The 16,429-nt window shown below is 70.6% G+C and carries 13 protein-coding genes; 9 read left to right on the top strand and 4 right to left on the bottom strand.

Features of this window, described 5'->3' with window-relative positions:
- Positions 1-54: 54 nt before the first annotated feature.
- The gene (locus FRCN3DRAFT_RS43230) at positions 55-228 is read left to right on the top strand and encodes a lasso RiPP family leader peptide-containing protein (RefSeq protein WP_007516558.1); all 174 of its coding nucleotides are present in this window, start codon (positions 55-57) and stop codon (positions 226-228) included.
- A gap of 91 nt (positions 229-319) precedes the next feature.
- Positions 320-1,585, top strand: a complete 1,266-nt coding sequence (locus FRCN3DRAFT_RS0207765) for an FAD-dependent monooxygenase (RefSeq protein ID WP_007516556.1) — start codon at positions 320-322, stop codon at positions 1,583-1,585.
- 144 nt (positions 1,586-1,729) lie between these two features.
- On the opposite strand, the gene FRCN3DRAFT_RS0207760 is transcribed toward FRCN3DRAFT_RS0207765, so the two are convergent.
- Positions 1,730-2,275 (bottom strand): inorganic diphosphatase, encoded by a 546-nt coding sequence (locus FRCN3DRAFT_RS0207760; RefSeq protein WP_027140358.1) that lies wholly within the window; start codon positions 2,273-2,275, stop codon positions 1,730-1,732.
- 628 nt (positions 2,276-2,903) lie between these two features.
- Here FRCN3DRAFT_RS0207760 and dacB point away from each other — a divergent pair.
- The 5 genes from dacB to folE all read left to right on the top strand — a co-directional run bounded on the left by dacB (position 2,904) and on the right by folE (position 10,911).
- Positions 2,904-4,415 (top strand): D-alanyl-D-alanine carboxypeptidase/D-alanyl-D-alanine endopeptidase, encoded by a 1,512-nt coding sequence (gene dacB, locus FRCN3DRAFT_RS0207755; RefSeq protein ID WP_007516552.1) that lies wholly within the window; start codon positions 2,904-2,906, stop codon positions 4,413-4,415.
- Between the two features lie 129 nt (positions 4,416-4,544).
- Positions 4,545-5,687 (top strand): zinc-dependent metalloprotease, encoded by a 1,143-nt coding sequence (locus FRCN3DRAFT_RS0207750; RefSeq protein WP_007516550.1) that lies wholly within the window; start codon positions 4,545-4,547, stop codon positions 5,685-5,687.
- Positions 5,688-5,862: 175 nt separating this feature from the next.
- Positions 5,863-7,680: a hypoxanthine phosphoribosyltransferase gene (gene hpt / locus FRCN3DRAFT_RS0207745; protein WP_007516548.1), complete on the top strand. Its 1,818-nt coding sequence runs from the start codon at positions 5,863-5,865 to the stop codon at positions 7,678-7,680.
- 289 nt (positions 7,681-7,969) lie between these two features.
- Positions 7,970-10,198 (top strand): ATP-dependent zinc metalloprotease FtsH, encoded by a 2,229-nt coding sequence (ftsH, locus tag FRCN3DRAFT_RS0207740; protein ID WP_007516546.1) that lies wholly within the window; start codon positions 7,970-7,972, stop codon positions 10,196-10,198.
- Positions 10,195-10,911, top strand: coding sequence for a GTP cyclohydrolase I FolE (gene folE / locus FRCN3DRAFT_RS0207735; protein WP_007516544.1), 717 nt, complete (start codon positions 10,195-10,197; stop codon positions 10,909-10,911). Before ftsH ends, folE begins: the two co-directional genes overlap by 4 nt.
- A 150-nt stretch (positions 10,912-11,061) precedes the next feature.
- On the opposite strand, the gene hisG is transcribed toward folE, so the two are convergent.
- Positions 11,062-11,907, bottom strand: a complete 846-nt coding sequence (gene hisG / locus FRCN3DRAFT_RS0207730; RefSeq protein WP_007516542.1) for an ATP phosphoribosyltransferase — start codon at positions 11,905-11,907, stop codon at positions 11,062-11,064.
- 163 nt (positions 11,908-12,070) lie between these two features.
- Complete coding sequence (locus FRCN3DRAFT_RS0207725) at positions 12,071-12,334, bottom strand: phosphoribosyl-ATP diphosphatase (RefSeq protein ID WP_007516540.1); 264 nt, start codon at positions 12,332-12,334, stop codon at positions 12,071-12,073.
- 405 nt (positions 12,335-12,739) lie between these two features.
- Between FRCN3DRAFT_RS0207725 and FRCN3DRAFT_RS0207720 the strand changes: the two genes are divergently transcribed.
- Positions 12,740-13,528, top strand: a complete 789-nt coding sequence (locus FRCN3DRAFT_RS0207720; RefSeq protein WP_027140357.1) for an HAD family hydrolase — start codon at positions 12,740-12,742, stop codon at positions 13,526-13,528.
- Positions 13,529-13,602: 74 nt separating this feature from the next.
- Here the strand turns inward: FRCN3DRAFT_RS0207720 and FRCN3DRAFT_RS0207715 are convergent, their stop codons facing one another.
- On the bottom strand, positions 13,603-14,508 hold the full coding sequence (locus tag FRCN3DRAFT_RS0207715; RefSeq protein WP_007516536.1) for a helix-turn-helix domain-containing protein: 906 nt from the start codon (positions 14,506-14,508) through the stop codon (positions 13,603-13,605).
- A 1,526-nt stretch (positions 14,509-16,034) separates the two neighbouring features.
- Between FRCN3DRAFT_RS0207715 and FRCN3DRAFT_RS0207700 the strand changes: the two genes are divergently transcribed.
- Entirely contained in the window at positions 16,035-16,340 is a 306-nt protein-coding gene (locus FRCN3DRAFT_RS0207700) for a hypothetical protein (protein ID WP_007516533.1), read from the top strand.
- The last annotated feature ends 89 nt before the right edge of the window (positions 16,341-16,429 follow it).

Below are 16,429 nucleotides of genomic sequence, written 5' to 3'. Positions count from 1 at the left end.
GTTCTACCCGGCCGGCCGCCGAAAGGCGACATCACCACAGACGGAGGAACCGCCATGAAGGCAACATATCGGGCGCCAGCCCTTCAGGACGTGGGGTCCTTCCGCGAGCGCACCCACGGCTTTGGCCTCTTCGGCTTCGGCTTCGGCGGCTGGGGCTGGGGCCACGGCTGGGGCTGGGGCTGGGGCGGCGGCTGGGGCCACGGCGGCGGCTGGGGCGGTTGGTGCTGACACCAACCCATCTGGCACCGCGTCACCCTGACGCATCCCTCTGGCGGTGGCCTGTCGGCCACCGCCACCTCTATCTGCGAGGTTCTTTCCTATGAAGATCGTCTGCGTCGGCGGCGGTCCGGCGGGGCTCTACTTCGCGATCCGCGCAAAGCTGCGGGATTCCCACCACGACATCACCGTCCTCGAACGCGACCGGCCAGGGGCGACCCACGGCTGGGGCGTCGTCTACTGGGAGCCGCTGCTGGATGTCCTGTTCCGGTCCGATCCGGTCAGCGCGCGCGAGCTGCGGGCGGCGTCGACCATGTGGCAAGGCCAGCGCGTCAGCGTCGGCGGCCCGCAGCCGGCCTACCTCCCGGGTTACGGCTACAGCATCCAACGCGCGACCCTGCTCGACCTGCTCGCGCGCCGGGCGGCCGAGTTGGGCGTCGACGTGCGATACCACCAGTATGTGGCCGACCAGGACGACCTGAACGCAATTGCGGCGGAAGCCGACCTGGTGGTGGCGGCAGACGGCGCGAACAGCCAGGTACGGCGGCTCGCCGGCCCGGACGCGTTCGGCACTCGGATCGAGGTCGGCGCCAACCAGTACATCTGGCTCGGCACGGACCGGCGGTTCGAGAACTTCATGTTCGCGTTCGAGCGCACGGAACCCGGCTGGGTCTGGTTCCACGCCTATCCGTCGGCCGCCGACATCAGTACCTGCATCGTCGAGTGTGCCCCCCAGACGTGGACCGACCTGGGTCTCGACCGGCTAAGCGATGCGGACGGCTGCCGACTCCTGGAAAGGATCTTCGACGGGCCTCTCGGCGGTCACCGGCTGCTCAGCGACTGCCATGGCCGGCCGGCACGCTGGCAGCAGTTCACCCACGTCGCCAATCGCTCCTGGTGCCACGAGAACATCGTGCTGCTGGGCGACGCCGCCCACACCACCCATTTCACCCTGGGTTCGGGCACCGCACTCGCGATCATGGATGCCATCATGCTCGACCGTTTCCTGCACAAGCACGCGGACGTCCCCGCGGCGCTGCGGGACTTCGACCAGTCCGGCCACGCGGCGCTCGGGCCCATGCAGGAGCGGGCTCGCATCAGCATGTCGTGGTTCGAGGGCGTGGACGGTCAGCTCGACCGGCTGAGCACCGCCACCCAGCCCATGGACGGCGAGCGCCCGTCCACCGGCGAGGCACCGGACCCGGTGGCGTTCGCGTTCAAGATGGCCACCCGCCAGGGTGACGAGACATCTCTGCGCTACCAGATACTGCGGGCGGCCCAGCTCCCGGCGGTGCGAGCGCTCGACCAGCACGCCGGCCGCGGCACGCGCTGGCTGCACGACAAGCGCCGCACACTGGTCACCCGGTAACGCGGCAACGCGGTCACCCGGTAACGCTCACGGAGCCGCGGCCGGCGCAGAGGCGGTGGCAGGCAGGAGGGCGGCGGAAAGGTGAAGGCCCCGGTGGTTCGAAGAAGAACCAGCCGGGGCCTCGCGATACGAGGTGGCGCCGAGTCAGGCGGACTTGGCCTCGTCCTTGGCCTCGCTGACGACCGGCTCCGCGTGCTCGGCCTCGTCGTCCTTCAGCCGCTCGATCGAGGCGAGGATCTCGCGCTCGGCGTCCGCACGGCCGACCCAGCTCGCGCCCTCGACCGACTTTCCGGGCTCAAGGTCCTTGTAGACCTCGAAGAAGTGCTGGATCTCCAGCCGGTCGAACTCCGGCAGGTGACGGATGTCACGCAGGTGCTCCTGGCGGATGTCCGCCACCGGCACGCACAGGACCTTGTCGTCCGGGCCCTTCTCGTCGGTCATCTGGAACATGCCGATCGTCCGGCAGCGCACCAGGCAGCCCGGGAAGGTGGGCTCCTCGAGCAGCACCAGCGCGTCCAGCGGGTCGCCGTCGCGGCCAAGCGTGCCCTCGATGAACCCGTAGTCGGACGGGTAGTGGGTGGAGGTGAACAGCATCCGGTCGAGCCGGATCCGCCCCGTGTGGTGATCCATCTCGTACTTGTTGCGCTGCCCCTTGGGGATCTCGATGGTCACGTCGAACTCGAGGTCCACGCCGCTCCCTGTCTCCTTCTGCTTTGGTCGCTCGGCCCTGGTGGGCCGGCTCGTCTCCATCGTCCCGGTCCAGGCCTCGCGGCCGGTACCGGCATCTCACCCGGATCGATCCCGGCGCCGGCCTGGCATCCGATCCGGTCTAGGTTCAGGGCGATCCGGTCTGGTTCAGGGCGATCCGCCCGCCAGGACGCGTCGCCGGTCGCTCCGGGTTCGTGAACCGCGTCCTCGTCCAGTGTCGGCGGACTTCCCACAGGCCGCAGCTCAGGCAATGTGGGCTATCCCACCCGGCGAGCCCTCGCCAGCTCGCGCCGGTCGTCGAGATGACCCCGCCGACACCCGATCGTCAACGCCGGCCCTGACGCCGCTACCTGACCACTCCCCCGAACGCATCGACCAACGCGGTCACCCACGTGGGCCGAGTACCGAAAACTCTCTCCAGCTACACCCTGCCCTGGCGGTCTACCGCGCCCTCCACCGATCCACGACGTCCTGCCCGGCTATCAGCCCCCGTCAGGCAAAACCCGACATCCGGGGCCTGGGAGTAGTCCCCCGGAGCAATATCGCGAACCCCGGGAAACTGGCCACGTCCAGGGAACACGCCTCGCCGCCAGCGCCTTAAGCTCGCCCCATGAACGGTGCTCGGGCCGGCGGCCTGACGGCGCTGGCCGGCGCGTTGCTCGCCGGGTCCCTGTCCGTCTCGCCCGCGCCGGTCGAGGCACCGACACCGACGGTACCGCGCGTCACCGCACCGGCCTTGGCCGGCCCGCGGACGGACAGCCCACTGCCCGACCAGGCCACACTGGCCGCTCGGCTTGCCGGCCCGCTGGGCGACCCTGCGCTGGGCAACCCCGCGGGGATCGTCGTCGACGCGCTGTCCGGCAAGGTGCTGTTCGACGTCAGGTCCACCGTACCGACCGCGCCGGCGTCGACGTTGAAGACCGCCGTCGCCACCGCCGCCCTGCGAACCTTCACTCCGGACACCCGGCTGACCACGCGGGTCGTCTACCTTCCGCCCGCCGGCGCGGCCACCGGCACCGCGGCCACCGGCACGGGCGCCGCCGGGACGGCGGGCACCGGGACGGCGAGCGGCGCGCCCCAGGCCGGCGGGACGCTCTGGCTCGTCGGCGCCGGCGACCCGACGCTGACCGCCGCGACCGGCCCCGCCGGCTATCCCGCGAGCGCCAGCGCCCGCCTGTCGGACCTCGCGGCACGAGTGCACGCCGCCGGGATCGCGTCGGTGGACCGGGTGATCGGGGACGGCAGCCTGTTCTCCGGGCCGAGGACGGCATCCGGCTGGAACGACACATACGTCACCGAAGGCAACGTCACGCCGGTCTCCGCGCTGGAGGTCGACGCGGGCCGTTCCCAGCCCGGTTCGACCGGGTCCCGCAGCCCGACCCCGGACGCGGCCGCCGCGGCCGCGTTCGCCAACGCGCTGCGAGGCGCCGGCGTGGCGGTCGGCTCGACCGGCACCGGGACCGCCGACCCGGCGGCCAGGACGGTCGCCACGGCGGACAGCCCGCCCATACCGATGCTGGTGGAGCGGATGCTGACCGACTCGGACAACGACCTGGCCGAATGCCTCGGCCGGCTCGTCGCCCACGCCCACGGTCAGCCTGCGACCTTCACGGGCGCGACGACCGCCGTCAGGCAGGTGCTGACCAGCCTGGGCGTCGACACCGCCGGGATGACGCTGGCCGACGTAAGCGGGCTGTCCGTCGACAACCTGATCATGCCGCGCACGGTGGTCGAGATCCTGCGGACCGCCACGCTGCCGAACCACCCCGAGCTGCGCACCCTGCTCACCGGCCTGCCGGTGGCGGGATTCTCCGGGACGCTCGGAGACCGATACGGTGGCGCGGACACGGCCGCGGCCGCCGGCGACGTCCGGGCCAAGACCGGCAGCCTCCGGATCGTCACCAGCCTGGCCGGGGAGCTCGTCGACCGGGACGGCCGGCTCCTCCTCTTCGGCTTCTTCGCGCCCGTCCAGGAGTCCCCCGCGGCCAAGGCGGCCCTCGACCGGGCCGCGGCGGCGCTCGCGTCCTGCTGCGCGCCGACCGGCACCGGCGGATTGCCCGCCGCGGCCGCCGGCCAGCCACCGGCCGCCCAGACCGCGGGAACGTCCGGCCCGTCCGGCTAGTCGTCGGCCGGATAGCGGCGACGGCCGGATCGCCCAGCCACCCAGCCGGTACCCGTTGGTGGAGAACGGGTCAGCAGGCATGATCGGATAGCGCTCACCGGGTACCCTGGCCTGGTGGATGCGCAGCCGGTGGACAGGCAGCCCGTCGACTGGGACCTGGCGGTGGCGACAGCGCGCAAGCTCGTCCGCCCGGGCCCACAGCTGACGCGGGCGGAAGCCGACGAGGTCGTGACCGAGCTACGCAGGCTCGCCGTCGAGGCTGAGCGGTACGTCGAGGACTACACACATCTGCGGCCGCCCGCCGCCGCGGTCACGCCCATCGCCGTCGTCGACCGGCCCGAGTGGGCCCGGTCCAACGTCGCCGGCCTACGAATGATCACGACGCCTCTCCTCGATCGCATCACCGACGCCGACCGCGGGTCGCTGTCGACCGCGGTCGGCCGCCGGGTGACCGGCGTACAGCTCGGCTCGGCGCTCGCCTACCTCGCGGGCAAGGTTCTGGGCCAGTACGAGGTGTTCCTGCCGCCCGAGGAATACGGGCCGACGCCCACCGTCGCCGCGGCTCACGACGGCGCCGTCGCGACCGACGGCACCGGCCCGGTGGGCCGGCTCAGCCTGGTCGCGCCGAACATCGCGCACGCCGAGCGGCAGCTCTCCGTCGTCCCCCGCGACTTCCGGCTGTGGGTGTGTCTGCACGAGCAGACGCACCGCAGCCAGTTCACCGCGGTGCCGTGGCTGCGGGCCCACCTCGAGTCCGAGATCGGCGCGTTCATCGAGGCGACCGACCTCGATCCGGACGCGCTCGCCGACCGGATGCGCTCGGCCGTCGCGGCGCTGCGCGGCGCCGTGCGCGACCGTGGCCAGGACGCCCCGAGCGTCGTCGAGGCGCTGCAGACCCCGGCTCAGCGCGCCGTGCTCGACCGGCTGCAGGCGCTGATGACCCTGCTCGAGGGACATGCCGACCAGGTGATGGACGCCGTCGGGCCCAAGGTGGTGCCGACCGTTTCCGACATCCGGTCGAAGTTCGACACCCGCCGCTCCGGCGGGTCGCCGCTGGACCGGTTCATCCGCCGGCTGCTCGGCCTGGACATGAAGCTGCGCCAGTACCGGCAGGGCGGCGCCTTCGTGCGCGCGGTGGTCGCCGAGGCCGGCGTCGACGGGTTCAACCTCGTCTGGCAGTCACCCGCCACGCTGCCCACCCAGGCCGAGATCGCCGACCCGGGTGCCTGGATGGCGCGTGTGCTCGGCAGCCGGCCGTCCATCTCCGCGTAGCCCCTGGAGCCGGGCCTCGGTCGAGGAAGCCCTGGGCCCAGGTCTCGCGCGGGCCAGGTCTCGCGCGGGTCGGGGCGGTCGGACACCTGGCTCGGAGCGGTCGGCTCGGAGGGGTCGGAGTAGTCAACGCCAGACGTGAGCGATGGGGGCAGTGGTAACCACCTCGGAACGGCGGATGTACCCACCGGGGTCACCCGCGCCCGCGGTGGCGGCGGTGCGGCTGGCGGTGCGGCACGGAGTCGCGGACCTGCCGCCGGGCGCGCTCGTGCTGGTCGCGTGTTCGGGCGGGCCCGACTCGTTGGCGCTCGCGGCCGCGACGGCGTTCGTCGCCCCCCGGCGGGCGCTGCGGGCGGGCCTGCTCACCGTCGACCATGGCTGGGATCCGGCGTCGGCCGCCCGCGCCGAGATGGTCGCGGGGCAGGGCAGAGGGTTACGCCTCGACCCGGTGGAGGTGCTGGTCGCGCCCTCGGCCCGCTCGGAGGGCGCGGCGCGCGACGCCCGGTGGGCGGCGCTGCTGGCCGCCGCCGACCGGCTGGGCGCCGCCGCGTTGCTGCTGGGCCACACCCTCGACGACCAGGCGGAGACCGTGCTGCTGCGGCTCGCCCGCGGCTCGGGCGCCCGGACGCTCGGGGCGATGAGCCCCCGGGATGGCCTGGTGCGGCGACCGCTGCTGCGCCTGCGCAGGGAGCAGACCAGCACGGCCTGCCGCGGCGAGGGCCTCGAGCCATGGGACGACCCGACGAACGCCGACGAGGCGTTCGCGCGCGCCCGGGTCCGGCACAGCCTGCTGCCGGCGTTGGAGGAGCAGCTGGGGCCGGGCATCGCCGAGGCGCTGGCCCGCAGCGCCGACCTGCTGCGCGCCGACGCGGAGGCACTGGACGCCCTCACCGACGACGCCTACGACCAGGTCACCGACACCGCGACCGGCACCGCGGACGTGCTCCCGAGCGCCGCTCTCCCGGCCAGTCTCGATCTCGACGTCGGCACGCTCGGCGCCCTGCCGAGCGCGCTGCGTACCCGGGTGCTGCGCCGGGCGGCGCTGACGCTCGGGGCGTCCGCGTCGGCGTTGCGCGCCGAGCACGTCTGGGCGATGGAGGAGCTGGTCACCCGTTGGCGCGGTCAGCAGCCCGTACCACTCCCGTCGGGCGTCACCGCCCGCCGCCGAGGTGACAGGATCGCCATGGTCGGACCTGGTAAGACCGGGTCCGGGCGCCGCGGGGCGGCGGATGGGGACTCGCGAGGCGCCGGCCCCATGGAGGCGGACCCGCGGTCATCGCCGCGCCGGCGCGTCGCCGGTCGGCCAGACGCCGAGGAGGGCCCGCAGGTGAGCCACGCTGACGTGAGTATGCCCGACTTCGACAACGCCCACCTGGACGAGGAGACGGCGCCGGCCCAGCCGACCCAGGCGACGTGGACGACCATGCCGGGCGTCGCGCCCGCGCTCGCCGGCGACATCGGCGAGGTGCTCGTCAGCGCCGACGAGATCGCGCAGCGCATTCGCGCGCTCGCTGCCCGGGTCGACGCCGACTATGCCGGCCGAGAGCTGCTGCTCGTCGGGGTGCTCAAGGGTGCCGTGATGGTGATGGCCGACCTTTCGCGGGCGCTGCGCACTCCGGTGACCATGGAATTCATGGCCGTGTCGTCCTATGGCTCGGCGACGTCGTCAAGCGGCGTGGTCCGCATCCTCAAGGACCTCGACCGTTCGATCGAGGGTCGGGATGTGCTCGTCGTCGAGGACATCATCGACTCGGGGTTGACGCTGTCCTGGCTGCTGAAGAACCTGCGGTCGCGGAACCCGGCGTCGCTCGAGGTGCTCGCGCTCTTTCGCAAGCCGGAAGCCATCACGGTCGACATCGATGTCCGCTATGTCGGTTTCGACATCCCGAGTGCGTTCGTGGTCGGTTATGGCCTCGACTATGGCGAGCACTACCGCACCCTGCCGTTCGTGGGAACCCTCACGCCGGAGGCCATCGCCCGCGGTCCGCGCGTCTGACCACGGCCCATGATCCGCTCCGCGCCGTGGAGTGAACCCGACCGCCTTTGACCGTGCGTATCAGCCTCGGCACCAGTGCTTCTGGCGCGCGGCGTCCGAGACCGGCGCGCGGCTTCGGGCACCGAGCGTCCGCCGCGCGACCGGAACACGGTGACGCGGCGGACCGTTGCTCACTTGTACGCACGGGTGACAGGCACGTGCCGGCGGTACCCTCGGCACAAGGGAATCCCGATCGAGGGCAGAACACACGTCAGGAGGGCGGAGTGCGCGTGTCCCGCGCTCCAGGCAGATGACTCCAAGAAGAATCTTCCGTGGCTGGGTGGTCCTGGCTCTCCTGGTCCTCCTTGTGATCTTCCTGACGACGAACGTTCTGTCGGGTCCCAAGGAGTACTCCAAGGCGGACCTGCACTCCATCCAGACCAAGATCACGGCTGGACAGGTCGAGAAGGCCACGATCCAGGACTCCAAGCAGATCATCCAGATCACGACCAAGGACAACAAGAAGTACGAGTCGAGCTACGTCACCGACCAGGCCGTCGTTCTCGCCAACCAGCTGAATGGCAAGAACGTCCCCTACGAGGTCAAGGTCGAGCGCAGCAACGTCCTGGTCTCACTGCTACTCAACCTGTTGCCGCTGGTCCTCGTGGTCGCGCTGTTCCTGTTCCTGATGAACCAGATGCAGGGCGGCGGCAACCGCGTCATGAACTTCGGCAAGTCCAAGGCCAAGCTGGTCAGCAAGGACACGCCGAAGACCACGTTCGCCGACGTCGCCGGTGCCGACGAGGCCCTCGAGGAGCTCCAGGAGATCAAGGAGTTCCTGGAGAACCCCGGGAAGTTCCAGGCGATCGGCGCAAAGATCCCCAAGGGCGTGCTCCTGTACGGCCCACCGGGTACCGGTAAGACCTTGCTGGCCCGCGCCGTCGCAGGCGAGGCGGGAGTGCCGTTCTACTCGATCTCGGGTTCCGACTTCGTCGAGATGTTCGTCGGTGTCGGCGCGAGCCGGGTCCGTGACCTGTTCGAGCAGGCCAAGGCCAACGCGCCCGCGATCATCTTCGTCGACGAGATCGACGCGGTCGGCCGCCACCGTGGCGCCGGCCTCGGCGGCGGCCACGACGAGCGGGAGCAGACCCTCAACCAGCTGCTCGTCGAGATGGACGGCTTCGACGTCAAGGGCGGCGTCATCCTGATCGCCGCGACGAACCGGCCCGACATCCTCGACCCGGCGCTGCTGCGTCCGGGCCGCTTCGACCGCCAGATCGTCGTCGACCGGCCGGACCTGCTGGGCCGCGAGGCGATCCTCAAGGTGCACGCCAAGGGCAAGCCGATCGGCGCGGACGTCGACCTGCTCGTCATCGCCCGGCGCACCCCCGGCTTCACCGGCGCGGACCTGGCGAACGTGCTCAACGAGGCGGCGCTGCTCGCCGCCCGCGGCGACCAGAAGGTGATCTCCTCGGCGCTGCTCGAGGAGTCCATCGACCGCGTGCTCGCCGGCCCGGAGCGCAAGACCCGGGCGATGAGCGACCGGGAGAAGAAGCGCATCGCCTACCACGAGGGTGGGCATGCGCTGGTGGCGCACGCGCTGCCGAACTCCGACCCGGTCCACAAGATCACGATTCTGCCGCGCGGTCGGGCTCTCGGCTACACCATGCAGCTCCCGCTGGAGGACAAGTACCTGTCCACCCGTTCGGAGATGCTGGACAAGCTGGCCGTGCTGCTCGGCGGCCGGACGGCGGAGGAGCTCGTCTTCCGCGAGCCGACCACCGGCGCGAGCGACGACATCGAGAAGGCGACCCAGATCGCCCGCGCGATGGTCACCCAGTACGGCATGAGTGACAAGCTCGGCGCGCTGAAGTTCGGTGGCGATTCGGGCGAGGTGTTCCTCGGCCGCGAGGTCGGCCATCAGCGCGACTACTCGGAGGCCGTCGCCGGCGAGATCGACAGCGAGGTGCGCAAGCTCATCGAAGCCGCGCACGACGAGGCGTGGGAGGTGCTCACCACCTACCGCGACGAGCTGGACGCGCTCGTGCTGCGGCTGATGGACACCGAGACCCTCAGCAAGGACGACGTCCTGGAGACGTTCGCCACCGTCCAGAAGCGACCGACCCGCGGCTACTACACAGGAGTCGGCAGGCGGGTACCGTCGGACCGTCCACCCGTGCAGACCCCCGCTGAGCTGGGCCTCGGCACCACGGATGTGGCCGACCTCGTCCATGGCGGGGGCAACGGCCACACCGGCAGCCGGCCACGCGACAACGGCGGTGCCCGCACGGCCGGTGGCCACGATGTGAACGGCGGCGGCAACGGGAACGGCTCTGGTGGCCTGACCAAGCCGGCGGGCTCGGTGACCGACCCGGGCCAGGGTCACCACGACTCTGGCTCCGGTCCGGGCACCGGGCCGATGGGCGGGTCCACCGGCCCGGCCGGGCCGCCGGGCACACCCCCGCCGGATGCTCCGCGGATCTCCAACCCGTGGGCGCCGCCGGTGTGGCCGAACGACGACGAAGGGAAACGCCGTTGACGTCCGAGACCGACCAGGTAGTCCGGCCCACCCACCTCGACGCACCCGCTGGGCTGGCGGGCGGGGTGAGCGGATCAGAGACTAGATCCGGGTCAGGTTCCGGCGCCGCGGTCGCGGCCTTCCGGCCCGGCAACGGTCGGCTACGCCCGTTCGACCACGACAGGGTCGCCGCGGCCGTGCGTGAGCTGCTGATCGGCATCGGGGAGGACCCGGACCGTGAAGGGCTGCGCAAGACGCCGGACCGGGTCGCCCGGGCCTACGCGGAGGCGGTCGAGGGCCTGGGCCGGGACCCGGTCGACGTCCTGACCACGGTCTTCGACGAGGGCCACGACGAGATGGTGCTGGTGCGCGACATCGACTTTTCGTCGCTGTGCGAGCACCACCTCGTCGTCTTCTCGGGCAAGGCGCACGTCGCCTACATTCCCAACGAGAACGGTCAGATCACCGGGTTGTCCAAGCTTGCCCGGCTCGTCGATCTGTACGCCCGCCGGCCGCAGGTGCAGGAGCGGCTGACGTCGCAGATCGCCGACGCTCTGGTCGACGTGCTCAAGCCACGCGGCGTGATGGTGGTCGTCGAGGCGGAGCACCTGTGCATGTCGATGCGTGGCGTGCGCAAGCCGGGCGCCAGCACGGTGACGTCCGCGGTCCGGGGCCAGTTCCTGAGCCCGGCGACCCGTAGCGAGGGCATGTCTCTCATCCTCAGCCACCGCTAGCGGCGGCTACCCGACCGACGGCGGCGGGGCCCGGGGCGCTTGCCCCGGGCCCCGCCGCCGTTTTCGGCCGTCCGGCGCCTCGGCCTGCCGGCTCGCCGGCGAGGTCCAGCTCGCCGTCGCCGGCAAGCGGGCAAGCCGCTCCGAGCGTCGCTACAGGCGGCAGGCCTGGATGGCGGAGACGAGGATGCCGCGGGCACCCAGCTCCCAAAGGTCATCCATCGTGCGGTTGACCTCGTCCTTCGGCACCATCGCCCGCACCGCGACCCAGCCCTCGCGCTGCAGCGGCGAGATCGTCGGCGACTCGTAGCCCGGCGTGATCTCGCAGGCCTTCTCGAGCACCACCACCGGCGCGTCGTAGTCCATCATCACGTACTGGCGGGCGACCAGGACACCCTGCACGCGACGCAGCAGCTTCTCGTGCGACGGCGACAGTTCCGTGCCCTGCTTGGCAATCATGATGGCCTGCGACTGCATCACCGACTCACCGATCAGCTCGAGGCCCGCGGCGCGCAGCGTGCGGCCGGTCTCGACGACGTCCGCGATGGCATCGGCGACACCCAGCCGCACGGCCGTCTCGACGGCGCCGTCGAGGGTGACGACCTCGGCCCGCAGGCCGCGGGCCGCGAAGTCGGTGCGGACGAGCTCAGGGAACGAGGTCGCGATCCTGGCGCCGTCCAGCTGGGCCACGTCGGTGATGGCGCCCTTCGGCGCCGCGTAGTGGAACGACGAGTGCCCGAAGTCGAGCGCGACCAGCTCCAGCGCGGCGACGCCGCTGTCCTGCAGCAGGTCACGGCCGGTAATACCGACATCTAGCCGCCCGGAGCCGACGTAGACCGCGATATCGCGCGGCCGCAGGAAGAAGAACTCGATGTCGTTCTCAAGGTCGGCGACGACAAGCTCGGCGCCCTCGCGCTTCGCCAGGTAGCCGGCGTCGCAGAGCAGTTGGCTGGAGGCGGCGGAGAGCGCGCCCTTGTTCGGTACCGCGATACGCAGCATGATCATTCCATCGAGGCTGGCCGTGGCGGGGTCCGGAACTCACGGCGGATCGGGCTCACAGCGGGTCGGGGGCTCACAGGGGCTCTTCGAGGCGCGCGACATCGTCCCGCGCACCGGTCAACGCCCGCGCCACTCCAAGGGCACGCGAGCCCCGAGGCGCGGGCTACAGATGGGAGTAGACGTCCGCCGGGGTCAGACCCCGCGAGATCATCATGAGCTGAATCCAGTAGACCAGCTGGGAGAGCTCCTCGGCGGCTCGCTCACGGCTCTCATGCTCCGCCGCCATCCAGCTTTCCGCGGCTTCCTCGACCAGTTTCTTGCCGATGTGGTGCACACCCGCCTCGAGGGCGGCCACGGACCCGGACCCCGGCGCCTTCTGCTCCCACTTCCCGGAGAGCTCGCCGTACAGCTCGTCGAAGCTCTTCACAGCCGGCAGTCCTCCAGAGCGACGGCACGCACCCGCCGGCCTCGCGCCAGACCCCCGCCGATCCGACGGGAACCCTGGGCGCTCCGGGCACCGACAGACCTCATGAACCGCATGTTACCCGGCTGACGCTCCCGACTCGCCGCGGCACGATCTTCACCGGTAACCCCGGGCGACCGGCGTGGTGCGACGACCGGCGCGGAACGGCGCGCCGGCGCCGAGAGGGCCGCCCGCGACCAGCAGCGGCGGCAGGGGCGGCGGCAGCGGCCGGAGAGCACGGCGATTCACCCGGCTGGACCACAGGTGCCCGCGGGAACGGGTACTTCCTCCCGGTTGACAGGGATCTGACGCCGGTATGAGCGTCGTGACCATGGTATGGACCGCCGCACGCTGGTTGACTGAGTCGCTGTGTCCCCTCCCGCGATAGTTGCCACTGATCTGGATGGAACACTGATCCGATCGGACGGCACGGTGTCGGAGCGCACCCGCCGTGCGCTGCGCCGGGTCCGCGAGCACGGCGGATCGGTCGTGTTCGTCACCGGACGGCCAATCCGGGTCATGGCGGACGTCGTCGCCAAGACCTCCGTCGCCGGCATCGCCGTCTGCGCGAACGGGGCACTCGTCTACGACCTCGACACCAACATCATGATCAACCAGAGTGGGCTGGATCCGGACGCCGCCCTCCGACTGGCGCTGGCGATCCGCGAGATCGTGCCGGAGGCTGCATTCGCCGTCGAGAGCGGGATCAAGTTCGGCCGCGAGCCACTCTTCTTGACGATGTGGCCGGATCCGGACGAGCTCGTCGCCGATGTGACCGACCTGCTGGTCACGCTGCCGCCAGCCAAGCTGCTGGTGCGGCGCGGCGGTGAGTCGCTCGCCGATGTCTACGAGAAGATCGTGGCCTTGGCCGGCGGGGAGGCCATGGTCACCCGGTCGACCGAGACGCTGGTCGAGATCGCCGGGGCAGGTGTCTCCAAGGCCGTCGCGCTCGCCCAGGTGGCCGCCAAACGCGGCGTGACCGCCGACGACGTCGTCGCCTTCGGCGACATGCTCAACGACCTGCCCATGCTCGCCTGGGCTGGCCACGCCGTCGCCGTCGCCAACGCCCACCCCGACGTCCTGGCCGCCGCCGACGAAATCACCGCCTCCAACGACAACGACGGCGTAGCCCTCGTCCTGGAACGCCTTTTCGCCTGACCGCCAGGACGTGAGCGCGGGTACAGCAGGCGAAGCCGCTCGACAGCGCAGGCCGGACCGGCGCACGCCGAAGGTCAGTCCAGCCTGGGAAGCGCAAGCGCGGCGTACATGTGCTTATGCCGCTCCAGCACGTCAGTGAGATCGGCATCGGCGATCTCACGGTAGCTTTCGAAGAAGTGGGTGTAAAAGTCGACGCTGCGGCGGTCCTGAGAGACCGTGGCGTCGAGTGACTCGGTAATCACCATGTCATCGTCGAACAGATGGAAACCGTGGATCGGGGGGATGCCGAGCTGCGCCGTGGCGGGTACCACCCGCACGGTCACGTTGGGCAGTTTGGCCACCTGCTCGATCCGGTCCACCTGCGCCAGCATGTATCCAGGCGTGACAAAACGGTTACTGAGCACGCTCTCCATGATGATGAACTCGAACGTCTTGGCGCGGTCGTAGAGACGTTCCTGGCGCTGCGCGCGCAGGGTGACCATCGCCGCGGTGTCGGCCCACTTCGACTGGTCCTCACCGATGTCGACGGCGTGAAAGGCATTGATCACCCGGCGCGTGTACTCGCTGATCTGCATCAGCCCGGGAATCGCGATGGGCTCGAAGTTCCGGATCAGCTGGGCGCGCCCCTCGGCCTCGGCGTAGTCGTGCTGGTTCGCCGGTCCGCGGCGCGGTCCTCGCGGCCTGGCACCGGCGGTCTGGACCTGTGTCGCCAGCGCGACGAACTCATGCAGCTCGTCCTTGGAGCCGTCAAGAGCCAGGACGATCTTCTCGACATCGAGCAGGCTGGGCTTCAGCACGCCCCGTTCGATCTTGGAGATCTTGGCCTGACTGACTCCGACGGCCTGCCCGAGGGCTTCGCCGGTCATTCCCTTGCGCCGGCGAAGCCCATGGAGCGCACGGCCAAGCTCCTCGGCCAGCGGTGCGGACGAGGAGCTTGGCTCGGCACTCAGCGACGGACCGAACCCCACCTCGTCCGTCACGACTGACCTCCGCTCGAACGCGAGACCATCACCCCGGGCCGGAACCCGCTCGGTCAGGCCAACTAACGCCCATCCCAGTCTGGCAGGCTGCGCGCCGCCCGGATCAGGAGGTCACGTGGAATCTGCACTCTAGCCTCACCGTCCGGCACCTCGTCGGCAGTGCGCGGCGCCGGCACGACGTACCCCTGGACCACGACCGAGCCGTCGGGCGCCTCGAACACCCCGGGACAGGTGGACGACCCACAACTGGTTTGCGCGAGCGGAACGAGCTCCATTGCCCCTACTCCCTCCGCGGCTTCAACATCATATACCCGCCGACGGACTATGAAAGAGTCGATACTAGGAATCTTGCGAGGGCAGGATTGGGCGCCCCCCAGGGGGGAATACTAGGCCGGCCGCCGCGATCCGCCACTCAGTGCCCCTCGTCGGCACGCCGCCGATCGGCGCGGCGGAACGCTGGAACGTCCCGCCGCGCACTAGAAATCACCTTCGGGCAGCCTGAGGCACGCTCGGCGCCCCATGTCATGGCAACTCCCGCTTGGCGGTGGCCCAGCACCGCTGGCCGACTGGCGCTCGTTGGCCCACCAAACTTGCGCCGGAGCCGGCGTCGACATGTTCCAATCAAGAGAGAAGGTTCCGTCGGCCGGCAGGAGGATCCTCCACCGGCCGCGCCCTCGCGCCGACGACATCTGCGAGAGCGCGGGACCCGCACAGAGAGGCCAGCCTCGATGCGACTGACTCCTTTGACGGCGAGCTGCCCCAGCGGCTCGTGTCCCCAGGTCTACGCCACTGACAGCGGCACAATCGTGGTCCAGGGTGTTCTGTTGGACGCCAGCGCGCTCGACGTCCGCACCTCGACTGGTGAGGTGCTGGTCGAGATTCCCAGCGAGTTGTTCCGGGCGGCGGCCGACGCGGCCCTCGACGGGGTCGACTAGGGCGAGCGCCACGCAGCCAGGTCCTGAGGCCGGGGCCGACGTCCGGGCCGCGATCACCGTCAGGTGTGTCGTGGGCGCGGCCCAGCCGCCGACGACCAGCCAAGACGTCCGGGGACCGGGCGGCCGGCGAACCGGTGATGACCTCTGGGAAGACACAAGTATTCACACCGGCCCGATACACATTAAGATCATGGACTATATTCATCCATAGGCCTTGTGGTGACGCCGGCAGTCGTCTACCTTCTGATCAGGACCTGTTCGACCTACCGGTCGACAGCCCGTCAGGCAGGAGGTGCGTCGGAATATGTCGCGCGCAGGGGGCTCTTACCACGGATTCCTTAGTAGTACCTGGCCAGGGTATCGGGGGTCGTTCGACGCTCGCCATACCAGGTCTGGGTTTGCGGGCAAAGGCGCCCGACTGGACGTGATCGCGTGTCCATGTTGACAAGCTGCTATCTGACCGCCACTGGCACCAACTGTCAGCAACTCCAGGTCCGGTTGTCCTGGCTAGTTCGCGAGTTCACTCGGTACACGGATACTCGATCGCATCGAGCGGCCCGACTGGACATCCGATCGGAACGCGCCTGCTGGATGGCCGACGCACTCTTTGACGCAATCCGTCTTTTCCTCGACCAGGACGAGATCGGCTCGAAGCGCGCGCTCGTCACCGCGGTTCGCCAAGCGGAAGACCGCTGGGAGGCAGTTTGCGTCGAGCTGAGCCGCGAGGAGACCGCCCGGGCCGACATGCGGCCCGACGGACCCGTATTCGTCCCTGAACTCGCCCGCCGGCGCATCTTGCCGGCGCAGCGCACCAGCGCGGGTCGTCACTCGGGGGCATTCCTCTACCGCGCCGCGCGGCCACGAACTGACGATCGACAGCTCACCCGCCACGGGTGACCCAGACAGCCTCGGCCCGGGCCACCCTCGGGGGGTGGCCCGGCCGAGGCGCCTCGTTGGGCGCATCGACCGGGTTAGGTCCGCCCCTG

It is taken from the genome of Pseudofrankia saprophytica (genome assembly GCF_000235425.2).
In the GTDB taxonomy this organism is placed as follows: Bacteria; Actinomycetota; Actinomycetes; order Frankiales; family Frankiaceae; genus Pseudofrankia; species Pseudofrankia saprophytica.
This window is presented reverse-complemented; position numbering and strand designations above follow the sequence as displayed.